18 protein-coding genes are annotated in these 18,415 nt (G+C 35.3%); 16 read left to right on the forward strand and 2 right to left on the reverse strand.

Annotated elements, in window-relative coordinates; translation table 11 throughout:
- Positions 1-109: 109 nt before the first annotated feature.
- From LZ480_RS14930 to LZ480_RS14950, 5 genes are all read left to right on the forward strand, one after another.
- Entirely contained in the window at positions 110-1,324 is a 1,215-nt protein-coding gene (locus LZ480_RS14930) for a pyridoxal phosphate-dependent aminotransferase (RefSeq protein WP_241370341.1), read from the forward strand.
- Entirely contained in the window at positions 1,321-1,761 is a 441-nt protein-coding gene (locus LZ480_RS14935) for a RidA family protein (protein ID WP_241370342.1), read from the forward strand. The genes LZ480_RS14930 and LZ480_RS14935 overlap by 4 nt, the downstream gene beginning before the upstream one ends.
- A gap of 112 nt (positions 1,762-1,873) precedes the next feature.
- Positions 1,874-3,190: a dicarboxylate/amino acid:cation symporter gene (locus LZ480_RS14940; protein WP_241370343.1), complete on the forward strand. Its 1,317-nt coding sequence runs from the start codon at positions 1,874-1,876 to the stop codon at positions 3,188-3,190.
- 823 nt (positions 3,191-4,013) lie between these two features.
- Entirely contained in the window at positions 4,014-4,925 is a 912-nt protein-coding gene (locus LZ480_RS14945) for a methyl-accepting chemotaxis protein (RefSeq protein ID WP_241370344.1), read from the forward strand.
- Between the two features lie 177 nt (positions 4,926-5,102).
- On the forward strand, positions 5,103-6,308 hold the full coding sequence (locus LZ480_RS14950) for an iron-containing alcohol dehydrogenase (RefSeq protein ID WP_241370345.1): 1,206 nt from the start codon (positions 5,103-5,105) through the stop codon (positions 6,306-6,308).
- Between the two features lie 57 nt (positions 6,309-6,365).
- Here LZ480_RS14950 and LZ480_RS14955 read toward each other — a convergent pair whose 3' ends face one another.
- Positions 6,366-8,330 (reverse strand): methyl-accepting chemotaxis protein, encoded by a 1,965-nt coding sequence (locus tag LZ480_RS14955; protein ID WP_241370346.1) that lies wholly within the window; start codon positions 8,328-8,330, stop codon positions 6,366-6,368.
- A 466-nt stretch (positions 8,331-8,796) separates the two neighbouring features.
- Between LZ480_RS14955 and LZ480_RS14960 the strand changes: the two genes are divergently transcribed.
- The 11 genes from LZ480_RS14960 (at position 8,797) to LZ480_RS15010 (ending at position 17,436) form a co-directional block, all read left to right on the forward strand.
- Complete coding sequence (locus LZ480_RS14960; protein ID WP_241370347.1) at positions 8,797-9,168, forward strand: VOC family protein; 372 nt, start codon at positions 8,797-8,799, stop codon at positions 9,166-9,168.
- 716 nt (positions 9,169-9,884) lie between these two features.
- On the forward strand, positions 9,885-10,739 hold the full coding sequence (locus LZ480_RS14965) for a malate synthase (protein ID WP_241370348.1): 855 nt from the start codon (positions 9,885-9,887) through the stop codon (positions 10,737-10,739).
- A 307-nt stretch (positions 10,740-11,046) separates the two neighbouring features.
- Complete coding sequence (locus LZ480_RS14970) at positions 11,047-11,856, forward strand: VanW family protein (RefSeq protein WP_241370349.1); 810 nt, start codon at positions 11,047-11,049, stop codon at positions 11,854-11,856.
- 63 nt (positions 11,857-11,919) lie between these two features.
- Entirely contained in the window at positions 11,920-12,741 is an 822-nt protein-coding gene (locus LZ480_RS14975; protein ID WP_241370350.1) for a GNAT family N-acetyltransferase, read from the forward strand.
- Positions 12,742-12,907: 166 nt separating this feature from the next.
- Positions 12,908-13,255, forward strand: a complete 348-nt coding sequence (locus LZ480_RS14980; RefSeq protein WP_241370351.1) for a PadR family transcriptional regulator — start codon at positions 12,908-12,910, stop codon at positions 13,253-13,255.
- On the forward strand, positions 13,242-14,243 hold the full coding sequence (locus LZ480_RS14985; RefSeq protein WP_241370352.1) for an HAAS signaling domain-containing protein: 1,002 nt from the start codon (positions 13,242-13,244) through the stop codon (positions 14,241-14,243). Before LZ480_RS14980 ends, LZ480_RS14985 begins: the two co-directional genes overlap by 14 nt.
- A 48-nt stretch (positions 14,244-14,291) precedes the next feature.
- Positions 14,292-15,071 carry an aspartate dehydrogenase gene (gene nadX / locus LZ480_RS14990; RefSeq protein ID WP_241370353.1) on the forward strand — a complete coding sequence of 260 codons (780 nt, stop codon included), beginning with the start codon at positions 14,292-14,294 and terminating at the stop codon, positions 15,069-15,071.
- A gap of 169 nt (positions 15,072-15,240) precedes the next feature.
- Positions 15,241-16,212 (forward strand): tRNA dihydrouridine synthase, encoded by a 972-nt coding sequence (locus tag LZ480_RS14995; protein ID WP_241370354.1) that lies wholly within the window; start codon positions 15,241-15,243, stop codon positions 16,210-16,212.
- Positions 16,213-16,365: 153 nt separating this feature from the next.
- Positions 16,366-16,998 (forward strand): DUF6944 family repetitive protein, encoded by a 633-nt coding sequence (locus LZ480_RS15000; RefSeq protein WP_241370355.1) that lies wholly within the window; start codon positions 16,366-16,368, stop codon positions 16,996-16,998.
- A 95-nt stretch (positions 16,999-17,093) separates the two neighbouring features.
- Positions 17,094-17,330: a small acid-soluble spore protein Tlp gene (locus LZ480_RS15005; RefSeq protein ID WP_241370356.1), complete on the forward strand. Its 237-nt coding sequence runs from the start codon at positions 17,094-17,096 to the stop codon at positions 17,328-17,330.
- Positions 17,302-17,436, forward strand: a complete 135-nt coding sequence (locus LZ480_RS15010) for a YpzG family protein (protein WP_241370357.1) — start codon at positions 17,302-17,304, stop codon at positions 17,434-17,436. The genes LZ480_RS15005 and LZ480_RS15010 overlap by 29 nt, the downstream gene beginning before the upstream one ends.
- 85 nt (positions 17,437-17,521) lie before the next feature.
- Here LZ480_RS15010 and LZ480_RS15015 read toward each other — a convergent pair whose 3' ends face one another.
- Positions 17,522-18,406 (reverse strand): patatin-like phospholipase family protein, encoded by an 885-nt coding sequence (locus LZ480_RS15015; protein WP_241370358.1) that lies wholly within the window; start codon positions 18,404-18,406, stop codon positions 17,522-17,524.
- Between the last annotated feature and the right edge of the window lie 9 nt (positions 18,407-18,415).

Genomic DNA, 18,415 nt, shown 5'->3' on the forward strand with positions numbered 1-18,415 from the left:
AAAAATATATATCTTCATTTAATTAATAATATTGGAGTTCTGAAGAAATTACCTCTAATATTAAATTTAATAACAATCAAAATTTTCTGAAATCGGGAGGCGGATAGTCATGCAGTTAGTTGATAGGAAATTTTCAAAATTAGGAGCAGAATATGCCCCAGGACAAGAAGCTAGACAAAATACAGACGAACTTGTAGTAAGTTCTAAAGTGTATTCTGGAATTCCTGTTGATTTCTCACATGGTGATGTCGATGCATTTGAGCCAATACCAGGCTCATTAGAATTTTTTAATAAAGGCGTACACATTGGTGGTAAACAAGCATATACAGAATATCGCGGTAGCAAGGAAATTCGAGAAGAATTAGCAACAAAGCTTTCTAATTTTATAGGATCTGAAATTAACGCAGTTGATAATTTAATTATCACTCCTGGTACACAAGGTGCATTGTTTTTAGCGATGGGTTCTACAATTTCTAGAGGAGATAAAGTAGCAATTGTTGAGCCAGATTATTTTGCGAATAGAAAGTTAGTGGAGTTTTTCGAAGGTGAAATCGTTCCTATTCAATTAGATTTTTTTGAGTCAGATGAAAAGGCAGGACTGAATTTATCTCAGCTAGAAGAAGCGTTTAAAGCGGGTGTTAAATTATTTTTATTTTCAAACCCTAATAATCCGACTGGTGTTGTTTATTCTGAAGAGGAAATTTTTAAAATCGCAAATTTAGCGGAAGAATATGAGGCAACATTAATTGTAGATGAATTATATTCAAGACAAATTTTTGATAACCGAACTTACACGCATTTATACGCACAAAAAATTGTGTCATCAGAAAATTTGATTACGATCATGGGACCTTCGAAAACCGAATCACTAAGCGGCTACCGTTTAGGTGTAGCTTTTGGGTCAACTAAAATAATCGATAGAATGGAGAAATTGCAAGCTATAGTTTCTCTGCGTGCTGCTGGATATAGCCAATCGGTTCTAAAATCTTGGTTTTCAGAGCCTGAAGGATGGATGGAAGACCGAATTTCTAAGCATCAATTAATTCGAGATGATTTAATTGCTAAATTACAAGCGGCAGATGGTTTTAAAGTCAGAGCTACTGAAGCAGGTAGCTACTTGTTTCCAGAAATTCCTGAATTAAAAATTTCTATTCATGAATTTGTAAAGGCACTAAGGGTACAAGCGGGGGTTACAGTAACACCAGGAACTGAATTTGGCCCACAATACGTAAACAACTTTAGAATTAACTTCTCACAAGATCATCAAGCTGCAGTAGCCGCGATGGAACGAATTATTCAAGTAGTGGAGGAATATCGCAAATGATGCATGCAGGAACTCCGATTCCTCAAGGTAAGTACGTTCCTGCAAAAAGAGTAGGGAATCTTATTTTTACAGCAGGTATGACACCACGTGAAAATGGCGTATTAATTCAATCCGGGAAGATTAAATCTGATTTTGTAATTGAAAATGTCAAGCAGGCAATCAGGTTAGCTGCTACTAACACATTAAGTGCTTCTTTAAAACTTTTAGATATAAATGAAAAAATTGAAAGTGTTATCTCAATGACAGTTTATATTAATACAGAAGAAAATTTTGAACTACATTCAAAAATTGCTGATATTGCATCGGATTATTATTTTGAAGTTTTAGGAGAGGCTGGGATTGGCAGTAGAGCGGCTGTTGGAGTAGCTAGCTTGCCTGGTAATGCGCCTATTGAAATTCAATTAGTAGTTAGTGTGACTGAGGTAGAAAATAGTTAGTAGGTTTTTACTTAATTCCTTTTAAAAATATATGTAAGCGCTTTTATATCCATGTGATTTTATTAAATAAATTAATAGGTTTGTCAGTAAACTTATGAAGGAGGCGTCACTTATGAAATGGTGGTTGAAACGTCCGCTTTATGTTCAAATTTTTATTGGAGTTGTTCTTGGTATAATTCTAGGTTTAATTTTTAAAGAGGACATTACTGTTATTAAACCAATAGGGGATATTTTCCTAGCACTTTTACAATTCTTAGTTGTTCCTTTAACAATCTTCTGTTTAATTGCTGGTATTTTAAAAATGGAAGACATTCGGTCGTTAAGACAAATTGGTGTTAGAATTGGAGTATATTTTATCGTAACAGGTATTTTAGCGACAGCAATGGGGATTATTGTTGCGTTATTTTTAAATCCAGGTAAAGGTACTACAGGGATTTTAGAAGGTACTAAAGAAGTCGAAGCAGTTGAATTTAGTTTTATGAATCAAATTGTGAGTTGGTTCCCGAGAAATATGGTACAGGCGATGGCTGAAACGAACATGCTTCAAATCATTATTGCCTCTTTAATTATAGGTATTGCTTTACTATCATTAGGCAATAAGGTAAGCGGGTTGAAAAAGTTGGCGAATGAAGGTTCAGATTTAATGATTAAAATCACGGAATTCATTATGTATTTATCGCCAATTGGTATTTTAGCTTTAGTAGCGAATATGGTGGGTACATTAGGTACAGATTTATTAAAAGAAGTAGGCAGATTTATTCTCGCTGACTATATTGGACTATTAATCGTTTTAGGTGTAATTTACCCAATAATTATTAAATTGTTAGCGAAAAAGAATCCATTTGTATTTTATAAGAAAATCTCACCTTCGCTTTTAGTTGCTGCTAGTACAACATCTAGTAATGCAACATTACCAGTTTCAATGAATGTAGCTAGAAAAAATCTAGGTATACCTGAAAAAGTATACGGATTTACATTACCGTTAGGTGCTACTGTTAATATGGATGGAATGGCTGTAGGTTTAGGTGTAATCTCGGTTTTTGCAGCGAATTTATATGGACTTGAAATTACATTACCCTTAATTTTACAGTTTGTATTTTTAGGACTAGTATTATCGATTGGGGCAGCAGGTGTTAAAGGTGCAGGAATCATCATGTCTACTATTTTATTATCTACACTGGGCTTGCCATTAACACTCGTGCCAATTTTGGCAGCAATTTGGCCAATTATCGATATTGGGCATACGACTACAAATATTACTGGAGATTTAACAGGTACGATGATGGTAGCTTCTCAATTAGATATGGTAGATGAAGCAGTATATGAAGGAATGATTGAATTAGATGATGAAATTGAACCACAACCTGTAAATGAAAAAGCTAATAGCGAGAGTCTATTATTCAACAAAAATGAAGAATATACTATTTAGTTATAAATGAACAAAGCTTATTGAATCATTTTCTTGATGAGTAAACAATTTAAATGTGCAAAATGCATATTTAAATTGTTTGCTTTTTTAATAATACTAAGTTCGATTTGATCATGGTTCATATCCAAAAGTAGGAGATGACAATTAATTATAAATTGGAATATAATGGAGGTTGAGTGGAAGAAGCGTTTCATCCGACTCCCCCGGAAAGTTTCCAGATGAAATAGACATTAACACGAAGTAATGTTTGTGAAGAATATCCTGTTTAAATAAATATATATTAGGTGATTTAGAGGGGGAGTAATGTAAAATTTCTCTTGTTTTTAATTTTTATAGTATAATGTATGTATATTGGATTGGAGGTAACTAATGATTTGTTAATTCTATCCATAAAAACGATTCGTTTGGAAGGTGTATGAACTACTACCTCGATCGCAGTTTACATTATCACTCTAGAAATTATTTTTGAAGACATGAAGCATCTTTTCTTTTTAAAATGAGGAGATGACCTCATTTATTAGACGAAGTTTAAAAATTAATACCAGAGCTAGAATGGTTTTTCTCAAGAAAAGTATTACGCTTTTAAAAAATCTATGACATCTATCAGTGCGTTAGGTCAACACAAAGTTGATTAAGTAGGCGTTATCATATGACGTGACGCGTATAGCCTTTATTCCTCTATTCAACCAGGGTTTGCCCCCCGTTGAATGAAGGACATACTTGGACATTTATGCCCCATTTATAGAAATGGAGGACGGTTTCTAAGACAAGTGAAAATTGTGTGAAGAAAAATAAAACAAAGTTAAATTCTGAGGAAATTAATATGAATAAATTAGAAAATTTAATAGTAAGAGATGAACTCGTAGTAAAGGCGATTGAAAAAAATTTAGCAATCATTCGATTTGATACGAATTGTAAGGTCGCCTATGTAAATGATTTATTTGCAAAAACATTAGGTTATAACAAAGAAGAACTGTATGGAATGCATCATGCGGAATTTTGTTTTAATGAGTTTGTAAATAGTACTTCATACAAACAATTTTGGCGGAATCTATTTTCGGGTCATAGCTACCAAGATAAAATTGAACGAAAAGACAAAAATGGTAACCAAGTATGGCTAGAAGCAACGTACATGCCTATTTATGATGATTACCATCGAAAGGTTATTGGAGTTTCTAAAATAGCAACGAATATAACAGAAAGACAAAACGCTGTAGTCTCTGTTGTTAAAGAACTAACCGAGATGTCTGAAAATCTAAACGAAAAAGCTGAAGGTGGTATTAACAATAGTAACTATCTTTTAGAAACAATTGATAATATAGCGAAGGAATCCAAGCAAAACATTGAAAACCTATCCACACTCCAAAAACAGGCAGAATCGATAAATAGTATTACTCGTACGATTCAGGATATCGCCGCACAAACTAACCTTTTAGCGTTAAATGCTGCTATTGAGGCTGCTCGTGCTGGGGAAGCGGGTCGAGGATTCGATGTAGTTGCTAAAGAAGTTCGGAAACTTTCAGATAAAGTTCATCAATCCATTTCGGAAGTAAAGAATAATATTCATTTAATTACAAAAGAAATAAATTCAGTTACTGAAAGTATTGGTAGAGTTCATCAAAGTATTCAAACTGGCCAAGTACAAGTGAATCATACAATCGAGGATTTCAATGTTATCTCAACGTCCGCCGAGCAGTTAGAAAAAAGAGCACATGATTTTACTGAGATCATCTGATATGGAAAGGAATTTCAAGAGCATTAATTGATAAATTATTCCATAATAACGTTCACTAAAAATATACATTTGACTGAAAAATCCCGAGTATTTTTTCAAAGTTGATAGAATAGGATAATTTGAAGGGTGATTTTTGCCATTCAAGCAATATTTAACATTGGAAAAGGGGTTGGAAACATGTCAGACGTTCTAAAGCAATTTGTCATGCCATCATCAAACTTATTTGGACCAGGAGCAATTCAAGAAGTTGGTAAAAAACTAAAAGATTTAGAAGTGAAGAAGACATTGATCGTAACAGATGAGGGCTTACACAAATTAGGGCTCTCAGAACAAATTGCTAACATCATTACAGCTGCTGGTATTGAAGTTGCAATTTTCCCGAAAGCAGAACCAAATCCAACGGACAAAAATATTGAAGATGGTATCGCGGCTTATGTAGCCGATAACTGTGATTCAATTGTATCGCTTGGAGGCGGTAGTGCACACGATGCAGCAAAAGGTATCGGTATTATTGCTTCGAATGGTGGACGCATTCATGATTATGAAGGCGTAGATAAAACACAAAATCCATTAGTGCCATTAATCGCTATCAATACGACTGCTGGTACAGCAAGTGAAATGACACGCTTTACGATTATTACAGATACAGAGCGTAAAGTAAAAATGGCGATTGTCGACAAACATGTTACCCCTCTTGTATCAATTAATGACCCTGAGTTAATGATTGGTTTACCACCAGCACTAACGGCAGCAACTGGTTTAGATGCATTAACACATGCAATCGAAGCATTTGTTTCAACAAATGCAACGCCAATTACAGATGCTTGTGGCGAAAAAGTACTGCAATTAATTCCTGAGTATTTACCGCGCGCTTATGCAAACGGTGCAGATTTAGAAGCACGCGAGCAAATGGTTTACGCTCAATTTTTAGCAGGAATGGCGTTCAACAATGCATCATTAGGTTATGTACATGCCATTGCCCATCAATTAGGTGGCTTCTATAACCTTCCACACGGTGTATGTAACGCAATTTTATTACCACATGTTTGCCGTTTCAACTTAACAGCACGCACAGAACGTTTTGCAAAAATTGCTGAATTATTAGGTGCAAACATTGAAGGTCTAAGCAAGCGCGATGCTGCTGAAAAAGCAATTTCAGTTATTGAAGCGTTAGCAAAAGACTTAAATATTCCAAGTGGCTTCCGTGAACTTGGTGCGAAAGACGAAGACATCGAAATTTTAGCTAAAAATGCGATGTTAGATGTTTGCGCAGCGACAAACCCACGAAAAGCTACTCTTGAAGATATTAAACAAATTATCACAAATGCAATGGGACCGGTTGTGGTGCCTGCAAACCAAAATGAAGCTGTAACAGTTTCTTAATTACCAAAACACAAAAAACCTTTGGAGACTTTATCCAAAGGTTTTTTTATTACGAATTTAATATTTAAACTGATTAATAAGTAATTTCAACTCATCCGCCATGTGAGAAAGGGATTGTGCAGATGCATTGATTTCTTCCATAGATGCTAATTGCTCCTCAGTAGAAGCAGCAACTTCTTCTGATGTCGCAGCATTTTCTTTTGCGGAGAAAGCTAAATCTTCTGTAATCGCGGTAACTTCTTGCACACTTGCCGACATCTGTTCTGATGCGGAAGATACTTCTTGCATTTGTGGTGTAATTTTTCTCATGCTCGTCAAGATGACTTGGAACTTAGCAATCGCTTCATCTGATACATGTAAGCCACTTTGTACATCCTCTGTCACTTGAGCCATAATGCGCACCGATTGTTCCGTATCCGATTGAATACTATGCACTAACTCAAAAATTTGTTTCGCAGATTGCTGGGATTGCTCGGCTAGTTTACGCACCTCATCTGCAACTACGGCGAAACCTTTCCCATGCTCTCCTGCTCTTGCAGCTTCGATTGCAGCGTTTAGAGCCAGAAGATTTGTCTGATCCGCAATGTCTGTAATCACATCTAAAATAGACGTAATTTGTTGCGAACGCTCATGCAACGTTTGAATTTTAGTATTTGATTCTGAAACGGATTGATGGATGGAATTCATTTGTTCCTTCGTATCTTGAACGGCTTTACCACCCTCATCTGCCTGCATCGTAGCATCCTGTGAAAGATCCGATACTGTAGAAGAAATTTCTGCTATATGAAGAATTGCTTTTGACAATTCATTTAAAGAATCCGCATTTTTGCTTGCACTGATTGTTTGCGTATCTGCACTAGAAGCAACTTCTTGTATCGCAATTGCCACTTGCTCGGTTGCCGAGCTTGTTTGATCGGCATTAGCTGTTAACTCTTCCGCTGAAGATGCGACTTCTTCTGCATTGACTTCTACTTTTTTTATTAGTGTTCGTAGACTTTCCTGCATATCATTGAAAGCTTGACCTAATTGTCCAATTTCATCATTCGAAGTGATCGTCACTTTTTCAGTTAAATCCCCTTTACTGATTGTCACTGCACTTTCTTTTAAATTGTCAATCGGTCTAATAATTCCTTTTACGACGAAATGAACGGCAATCGTGCTAACTACAATGGCAATGATTAATACAAGTAACGTTGTATACAATATAAAGGAAGCAGATTCATCTATTTCTTTCGAGAAAATTGTTCCTGAAATTTTCCAACCCGTCAATTTATTTGTTGTAAAAAATAATATTCGGTTATCTCCTTCATACACATAATCATACGTACCAGATTCTTTCTCGTACATCTGATCCATGAAGCTTTCTTTTACTTCTCCACCCCCTTCTAATGTAGGGTGTGAAATAACTTTTTTGTTGACATCAAAAATGGAAGAGTATCCATGTTTCCCAATACGAATAGACTCTGACACTTTTTGTAAGTTATTTAATTTAAGATCTACTGCTACAACCCCCGAACGGTCTTTTAACTGCTGAGCAACTGTAACAATCATTTCTCCAGTTCCCTTACCAACATAAGGCTCTGTAATAATTGGCTCTCCTTGAAATTCGACAGCTTTTTTATACCAATCTCTGTCCACAGGGTTATAATTTGAATCCGTAATCAATTTCGGTTCTTGAATGAATGCCCCTTCTGTCGTACCTACATATACACTTATTGCTTCAGAGTTTTGCTTAATATATTGTGAAAGAGATGCTCTTAAAGACGCTTCCCCCTGACCATAAATTGAAGAATTGATTACCTCACTAAAAACACTTATTTCCTGCTTTTTTTCACTCATAGTTTTGTCAATGAGTGAGTTTAATACATTAATACTCTCGTTAGCACTATAAAGAATTTCTTTTTCAATTGATTCTTTTGCTGCTAGATAGGAGAGGCTCCCTACTAAAACAACTGGGATTACTAATACAAGTGCAAACGCAATATACAGCTTGTTTCTAAGGCTTCTAAATAAATTTTTCATGTAACGGTTCTCCTTTTTCTGTATAAGCTTTTTAAGCTCTTTCTTACGATGCATTATTTCGAAGAACTTTTTACAACAGCCCTTTCAATCGATAAATGATGCCCTTTCTCTTTATCGGAGGAAACACAAAAATTCGAAGTCTTTTTTATTTAACATATGAGATTTAAGGATAATAATATTTTATTATTCCTAATAAAATATTGTCCTTAAAGTAATTTTGAAAATAATAGCCCTTTCACCCGATGTAGAATCTATACAAAACCATTTCTTGATACAGCAAAAAGTCTTACTGAACACTAAGGTCAATAAGGCTTTTTGGATTGAGCTTCTATGTTATTGCTATTAAAATTTCCAAAACAAGGCGTATAAAAACATTGGATTGATTTTACATAAATTGGGCAAACTGAATTATGTTATATATAATAATACTGTATACATTCTTATTAACAATTTTTTAGGAGGATATATGAAACTAGGTGCATTCTCGGTAAGTTTAAATGTAAAAGATATTCACAAATCAAAAGCTTTTTACGAAAGTTTAGGATTTAAAGATTTAGGCGGGGATATTTCGCAAAATTGGCTCATTATGAAAAATGAAAGTACCATTATTGGGTTATTCCAAAATATGTTCGACAAAAATATTTTGACGTTTAATCCCGGGTGGAATGAAAATGCAGAAAATCTGAGTTCGTTTACGGATATTCGTGATCTCCAGAAACAGCTTAAGGCAAAAGGCATTCCATTACTGACGGAAGCAGATGAATCAAGTGAAGGCCCTGCAAGTTTTACCATTGAAGATCCTGATGGCAATCCCATTCTTATTGATCAGCATAGATGAATGAAAAAAACGAAAATCTTGAAGCAGTTAGGCTGAGGCCTAATTGCTTTTTTTACAAGATGATTTCCCTCTTTAATAAGACATTCCATCCGTTAATTAATTAAAAAAATTTCAAACAGTAATGTATTACTTGAAAAAGTAAATACTATCAATATCGATCCTAATGTTTGCGCAAATAACCATTGCGAAAAGGGTATTTTTTTATGGATAGGAAATAATAGATTTTTCAATGAAATCTAAATGAGAAAAGTCATCATTTTGCGCGGAATGCATTGTCTAATGAATCAAAAATGATAATATCTCACAAGCAGAATGTATGATTAACGTACAAAGTATTTTATCCGTTTCTTTTCTAAGAAAGTAATTTTTAGTATTGATTATAGGTTATGAGGGCACTATATATTTATTGGGAAAAAAACAAGTATTTATTTATGAAGCAACTTCCGAAATTGTTTTTAATTTCGATGACTTTGTTTCAAATTTATGGAAAGGGGAAAATTAAATTTGCGGTTTTCTTTTTTTTTTGTGGATAAATTATTTAATGAAATCCACATGAGAAAAGACGTCATTTAGTGCTAGTGAAACGAAATGTATTTTTCTAACACCGAAGTACAAAGTTCCAGTTGTGTGAGTTTTTACGTAAGTTAGTTGAATAAAATTATCTATAGACTTTTTAGTGGTAAACCAGCTTTTATTACACAAGGAGGATTAGAATATTGAATTTAATCAATAAGAAAGTTACACACAAGCGTTTTGGTATGGGGAGCATAGTTAAACATACTGAATCAAGCATTGAAATAAATTTTGCGTCTGAAAATAAATTATTTGTTTTTCCAGATGTATTTGGTAAGCACTTAAAGTTACATGATCAAAGTACGGCTATAATACTTGAGGGAATTATACAAAAAAAAGAAAATGAACGAAAAGTAGAAGAATTACAAAAAGAAGAAGAAAGACAACTACAACGAAGAAAACAGGAACTTCGTTTGGAACATGAAAAACTAATGAAACATTATAAACTTCATCCTGAATCACAAATGGTTTATTGGTGTGACACTGTAGAAAAGAATAGTTCCTTTTCAGAGGGGAGAGTTTTTTCGGGAGTAGTAAAAAGTGGAAATGATAAAGGGAAACCAAACAAGCCAATTCGCTTGCACCAAAATAGCGCTGTCCTATTAACAGAAAAAAATTCAAGTGTGCCTGGAGAAGAAAGACGTATTTTAGGTGTCTATATGGTGAATGAAGACTTTATCGGTAAGCTTTGTGAAGATGGATATATTCCGGCTCATTCAAAGTATAAACTTCAACTTACAGAACAGGAATCCTATGCGCTGCCTTCATGGGATAATTATGTAAATGAAAAATCCTCTAAAAAAACCTCGTGGAATACTGGTAAATACCGTTATTTTAATAATTCATGGATGGCTCAAATTTTGCTTGATATCGTTTCCCTTAAAAGTGACCCAAAGGAACGTGCGCTGGCACAACAATTTTTAAAACATTTTTGTAAAATGAATAAAATAATAGTACAAGAGTTACCGAATGCGACTAAGTTAAAAATAGACTTTTAGGCGTTAGCCAAAATATTTAAAGATAGCTGTGTCAAAAACTCGATTTTTATTGGGTTTTACTTGGACTAGGTTCTATTTAGGTAGGGCCTAGTTAATTACGTAAACAAATCAGAACCTCTTAAGTTGCCACTTACACGTTACACATTTTGAAGCGGTGACATGGCTGGAGTTAGTTTAAAAACATAGAAAAGGATGAATTCTTGAAAAGGGATTCGTTCTTTTTTATTGAATATATTAATAAAATAATGATAAAAGTGAGTTGTTGTCGTGTGATGCAATTCGAAATAAAGTTACGGAGGGAATTATCGTGAGACTTTCTGAACTTCATCCGATTTTTTATCATGCACGTATTCAACAGAAAATACTATTTCGGTTTTTAGCAAATTTAAAAGAAAGAAAACGATTTGCTGTTCATAAAGAGTTAGCTACTACATTTCCTTATACTTGCAAAAAACATCAATCACTCCTTAGAAGAACGCTTGGAAACAGTGATCCTCAATTACAAGAAAATAAAATAACCAATTTAAATATTGCTACGAGTGAAATCGATGGCGTAATCATTAAGCCTGGCCAAACATTTTCATTTTGGCAACTAGTAGGGAAAACGAATGTGAAAAAGGGCTATATTGAAGGTATGCAGCTCTCAATGGGGGAAGTAAAGACGGGCATTGGTGGGGGAATTTGTCAGCTTGCCAATCTACTATATTGGATGACACTACACACACCGCTAATTGTTACAGAAAGGCATCACCATAGTTTCGACCCATTTCCTGATTCGGGACGAACACTTCCATTTGGCAGTGGGGCCAGTGTTTTTTACAATTATGTCGATTTCCGATTTTATAATCCAACATCTAAATCATTTCAAATAAAAGTTTGGGTAACAGATAAACATTTAAAAGGTGCTATTTTTGCTAATGAAGAAATCCCTTGCTCTTATCATATCGATGAAAGAAATCATCGATTTTTAAAAAGTGGTGGGAAAAACTATCGTCAAAATGAAATTTGGAGAAAGACGATTGATAAAGGAACGGGACAAATGATACAAGAGGAATTGCTAATCAAAAACTTTTCAGAGGTGAAGTATCCAATACCACACGTTCCTGAAATACCGTAAAAATGGTATAAAGGAAGTTTCATAGCCATTTGTATAGACAATGAACAATTACGGAGGACTAATATGATTACAGAATTACAGAAACAAGATTTTCATAAATGTTTGAATGTATTAAATGAGCAAGGACAGCTTGAGGCAAAAGCAATTGCAATGAGTGTGAATCCGGGACGTATTTTTGTAGATAAGCCGAGCGCACCGACAACGGGTATGATTTGGCTCGGCAATAATGATGGATTTATATTATTTGGGGATGACTCAAACCAACAATTTAATGGAGCGTTAAATGCATTTATTGATGAGGTCATTACACCAGATGCGAAAAAGGTAGGCTTAAAATGGTTTGAAGTTGTAGGCAATCATGAAAAATGGAATGCAACGATTGAAACATTATTTAAGCATCGTACATTAGGTAGCTGGAATCAAAAGGTTTATACATTAAATGAACAAAGCTATCAGCGAAAAGGGGAGCTTTCACTACCACAAGGCTATACGATACATAAAATTAACGAGCAGCTATATGGGGAAAGTACTATTCAAAATATCACATTTTTACATGAAACGATTGAGGAGTTTTGGTCATCTCCTGAGCAATTTTTCAATAATGGAATCGCTTATGGCGCTTTTTGGGGCAATGAAATCGTTAGTATTTGTTACTCTGGTTTCGTCGTTAACAATATTCATTGTGTAGGGATTGAAACATTAGCAGAACATCAAGGGAAGAAGTTGGCACAAATACTTGCACATTATTTTGTGCAGGATTGCTTTGAAAATGGCATGACAGTTTATTGGGATTGTATGGAGGGGAATAAACCGTCCGTAGCAGTCGCTGAGAAAATAGGATTTCATAACACATTTAATTATGTAGGATATGAATTTTCGTTTTGATTAAAAGTAGTAACGTTAAATGAAAAATCACAGTTTAGATCTGTCTAATCTGTGATTTTTTCGTGCTTAAAAAAATGTAAATTGATTTTGTATCAACAATACTGTATGATGCATAGTATAAAGTAAATACTGTACGACATACAATATTGAAGCTGGAGGTGTATAAATGAACAATTTATTAAATTCGTTAACGACAGAGCTTAGGAGAGGAACATTGACGTTGGCGGTTTTAAGTCAATTAAGAACGCCACAGTATGGGTATTCACTCGTTCAGTCGTTAGAGGAATCAGGAATTTCCATTGATCAAAGTACGCTATATCCATTGCTCCGTCGACTAGAAAAACAAGAGTTGGTTTCAAGCAGCTGGGATACATCTGAGAGTAGGCCACGTAAGTACTATGTATTGAGCGAATATGGTTTGGAAATTTTCCTACAATTAAAAACGGAATGGATGAACAATTCAAAGGAACTTTATGCTCTATTAAGAGGGGATGAGGAAGATGAAGTTAATTGAAATTTATATTCAAGAGGTCACGCGTAGGCTACCTGAAAAACTTCGTGCGGATATTGCACTCGAGTTACGTTCAACAATTGAGGATATGTTGCCTGATAATTATCGTGAGGAAGATGTTAAAGCGGTACTCAATCGATTAGGAAACCCGGTAGTATTGGCGAATGGTTACAAGGACCAACCAATGCACCTAATAGGTCCACGCTATTTTGATGTATATACTTCGTTATTGAAAATGATTTTACCGATTGCCACTGTAATTGCATTAATCACGATAATTACCCAGTATTTTACTGACTACAGCGGGGAAGAAGCAATTTTAACTGTTGTTCTATCGATTATAGGTAAAGGAATTGGGACGATACTTGAGGTAGGAATCCAAGTCTTTTTCTGGATAACGTTAACCTTTGCAATGATCGAGAGATTTGATCAAGACAAAGAGCAACAACCATTAACTTCAAGCCTAGAGAAATGGACGGCAGATGATTTGAAAAAGGTGGCTTATATACCTAAGAAAAAAGCAATATCGAAGTTCGAAGTTTTTTGGGGCTTAATGTGGACGTCGATTTGGGCAACGCTATATTTTTATGCCAATCAGCTAGTAGGAATCTATGAATATAATGGGGATCGACTAGAATTTGTAATGCCAGCTTTAAATCAGGAAGTTTTATTAAACTATTGGCCATTTGTTGTCATTATAGTCGGGGCTGAAATCGCATTAGCTCTTTATAAGTTATTTAAGCAACAATGGACAATCAGAATTGCATTTAGTAATGCGGTTGTTCAAATCATTTCAACCATTGGATTCATCATTATTTTAGTAAATCCCGATTTACTGAATCCAACCTTTATTGTCTATATGGCGGATATATTCAGTGTAACGAGCGATCGATTTAACATGTGGATAATTGGCGGGGCGATTATGATCTCTATACTTAGTACTGTTATGGCTGTGTATGACGGTTATAAGAAAGCTAGTATTCGTTCGTAATTTACAGTGAGTTTTAACTAATTAAAAATGATCGTGAGGAAAGTTACAATGAACATCGGTCTAATCGGCGCAGGAGCTATCGCCAATTTCTTATTACAACAGCTAGGTGAAAACGAGCAAAACGGCCTTTGCATAAACAGCGTCTATGTTCGCAATAAAGAAAAATATGAGGGACTTGAACAACAATTCGGCATTACATTATTCACAGAGCTTGATGCATTTCTCGCGTCAGATATTGATCTTGTCGTTGAAGCTGCAACAATTGAAGCGGTGCAAAAATTAGTGCCTACGATTCTCAAACAAAAACCAGTTGTACTAATTAGCATTGGAGCACTTGCAGATGAGCCGTTATTGCAGCAATTAAACGAGCTGGCTATCCAGTATAATCATGAGCTGTATTTACCATCAGGTGCTATCGGAGGTTTGGATTTATTGCAAAACGCCAACGCACTCGGCACGGTAAAGGAGGTTTCATTGACTACGCGCAAGCCAGCGCATTCATTAATTGACCAAGAAATTAACGAAGCACAAGTTATTTTTGAAGGAACCGCACGTGATGCGATTCGCAAATTCCCTAAAAATATGAATGTCTCCATTGTCCTAGCTTTAGCAAGTATTGGTTTTGATAAAACAAAGGTACGCTTAGTTGCCGATCCCCATATTGATCAAAATATTCACCAAGTAGACATTATCGGGAATTTTGGCGAAGCAACCTTCATTATTAAAAACAATCCGCTGCCACAAAATGCGAAAACGAGCTATTTAGCGGCGATGAGTATTTTAGGGACATTACAACGAATTAACGATAAGTTAATTATTGGAGGATAGGTGTAAACCTGTCCTTTTTTCGATCAAAATCTAATACAAGAAATATTTTTCAAGCTAGGTTATACTATAATAATGATTGTATTTTTGCTTACAATAAATGATTTCAACACATATAACTGATTAATTTTAGGATGAAATTCGTCCTGGTATGAGAGGATAGATTATACAAATGAAAGAAAATTTTTGGACGGAGCTACCGAAGCCGTTTTTTGTATTAGCACCAATGGAAGATGTAACGGACTGTGTGTTCCGCCATGTTGTTGCTGAGGCAGGTGCACCGGATGTGTATTTTACAGAGTTCACAAACTCAGAGAGCTATTGCCACCCGAATGGTATTGAAAGTGTGCGCGGTCGTTTAATGTTCACAGAAGATGAGCAACCTATTGTGGCACATATTTGGGGAGACAATCCGGATAACTTCCGCAAGATGAGTATCGATTTAGCGGAAATGGGCTTTAAAGGAATTGATTTAAACATGGGCTGTCCTGTGCCAAATGTTGCAGGACGTGGAAAGGGCTCAGGTTTAATTTTACGACCAGATGTAGCGGCAGAGCTGATTGAAGCGGCAAAAGCAGGTGGAATTCCGGTAAGTGTGAAAACACGATTAGGCTACAAAGAGGTAGATGAGTGGAAGGAATGGCTAACGCATATTTTAAAGCAGGATATCGCCAACCTTTCGATTCACTTACGTACGCGCAAAGAAATGAGTGCAGTTGATGCACACTGGGACCTTATTCCTGAAATCAAAGCACTACGTGACGAAATTGCACCGAATACGTTATTAACAATTAACGGTGACATTTTAGATCGCCAAATGGGCTTAGAACTAGTAGAAAAATATGGTGTAGACGGTGTCATGATTGGGCGCGGTATTTTCAAAAATCCATTCGCTTTCGAAAAAGAGCCAAGAGAGCATACAAGTGAAGAACTACTGGATTTGTTACGTTTACAATTAGACTTGCAAGATAAATATGCAGATCAATTGCCACGCTCAATGTCAGGCTTACACCGCTTCTTCAAAATTTACGTAAAAGGCTTCCGCGGTGCTGGAGAATTGCGTAACCAATTAATGCATACGAAATCTACAAATGAAGTACGTGCATTATTAGACAACTTTAAAGCACAACAAGTAATAGAATAAAAATGAAACCAGATTGCCAAAGGTTTGATGCCTTTAGCAGTCTGTTTTTTTGTGTAAATGACAAATTAATATTTAGTATTTCATTAGTCTAAAGCTACTATTCTATACAACATATACTGGTGCATGATGTATAGAGTAGTGGGTGAAAATAAGATGAGCATTTATAATTCAAATAACCGAATTAATCGAAAAAGAAAAGATGAAACTGTAAATAAAAATAACATGTTTCCTTTAAGGAAACGTGAAAAACAGAAACAGTCCCATATTCAAAAAGAAGCTAACAATGCAAATATTGCTAGCATTGCAGGGAACTGGATTATAGCGGTTGGAGTTATTGTTAGTGCAATAGGAAGTACGCCATCAAAAGTTTTTTCAGAACAAACCCTCACAGATTTTAATTTAATAGGCAATGTTTTAGAAGCTGGTGGAACGGCTATTGCAGCAAAAGGTGAGGAAGGATTATTAAATATTGTTGGAGACCAGATTCAAGCAATTGGCAATATCGCGGTTATTGCAGGGATACTAAATAACAATGAGCAATCAGGTGAGCTCCTACAAAAACAAGGGGATCTTCTCCAAATAGTAGGAATGGGTATGACCATTCAAACATCGGGACGGTTAACGTTATTAGAGACAATTGAAAATACAGGGAATATCATTCAATTAATAGGGAATGTCATTCAAGTTTTTGCTAATACTGATACCGAAGAGGGCGCTGTCATGAATGCAGTCGGAGCATGGATCCAAGCTATTGGGGCTATTATTACAGCTTTAGCTACTGAATAATGAATAGCCAATTTTTAAAATTTATTAGTGGAGCACATAGGAACAAATAAAAAAACCACACTAAGTTTGAATCTACAATAACTTAGGAGGAGAATATGGCTAATTCAAAGTACCCGAAACAAGATGATAAAACGAGTAATGTAAATCGAATACGTGAAATTGTGCAAAATACCGAAAGAAATCTTATGGAAGCGGAAATTGGCAAGGAGTTTACAGATGGTATCCAGCGAGAAATAATAAATGAGCAAAATGAGCGACGTAAACAATCAATTGAGGAACTAAAAGAAGAAATAAAAGAGGAAATTGGAAAAGGTAAGAAAGGAAAAGCATAAGAACTGGTCAAAGAATAAGCACCAAAAATCTCAAGTATATGGTCAATCGGAGGTTAGTTTCCATAACAAACTACTGAGAAACGTTGCGAAGTCTAAACAGTTGTAAAGTTAGGAATAGCGTAAGAAAGCCTTCATACAAGGGATTCCACTTTTATGAAGGCTACTTGTATTTCTATAAAGGGCAAAATACGCTACCATATGGGTGACCATGTTTTTAAGAATTGAATGGTGCGTTCTTTACCAATACTCATTAATTTGTGTTTTGTCTCCTCATCAATATCAAATTGAGTGGCGCTAAATTTTTCTACCGGGATAAAAATAATATCTTTTTCATGTCTCCGGGCAATATAGCGATTATCATGTGCATTTTGCATTGTAGCAAACAAAGCTTCAAATAGCTGAATACCATTATCGATTTCTCGTGGCGCCATTTCTTCATTTGCGCTACTTAGCTTTAATCCGAGAATAGGTCTTTTTTGATTTCCATTATCAAAAATCCAAAGAGGAAAATTGCTCAATACGCCACCATCCACAATAACACTTTCGCTTGTTCCATTTTTTAAATAAACTGGCTCATAGAAAAAGGGAAGACCACAGCTCATACGTAATGCATGAGAAATAGGAAATGTTCGTGCATTAATGCCATAATTCTTTAAATCATCTGGCAACACCACTATTCTCCCGTTTGTTAAATCTGAAGCAAGGAGTTTTAATGACCCTTCAGGCAAATCTCCAAATGAATAAATTCCTTTTGAAGCTAATTTTTGATAAAACCATTTTTCTAGAGTCTTTCCGCGATACATTCCAAAACGTACGTATAAATTAACCCATTTTAAAAAGGGCATACCGATACAGATTTTCGGTGGGTCGAGCAATACATTCAAGTTTAATTCATCAAAAACTTCCTCTAGTTCTTGAGCATTATAACCTGCAGCAATGAATGCGGCTAAAATGGCACCAGCACTAGTACCGGCCACACGGCTAAATTGTATTCCACGTTCCTCAAGCACTTGTAATGCTCCTACATAAGCAAATCCTTTAATACCACCACCAGAGAACACGCCATCTACAATCATCTGTTCTCT

It is taken from the genome of Solibacillus palustris, from assembly GCF_022549215.1.
GTDB lineage: Bacteria > Bacillota > Bacilli > Bacillales_A > Planococcaceae > Solibacillus > Solibacillus daqui.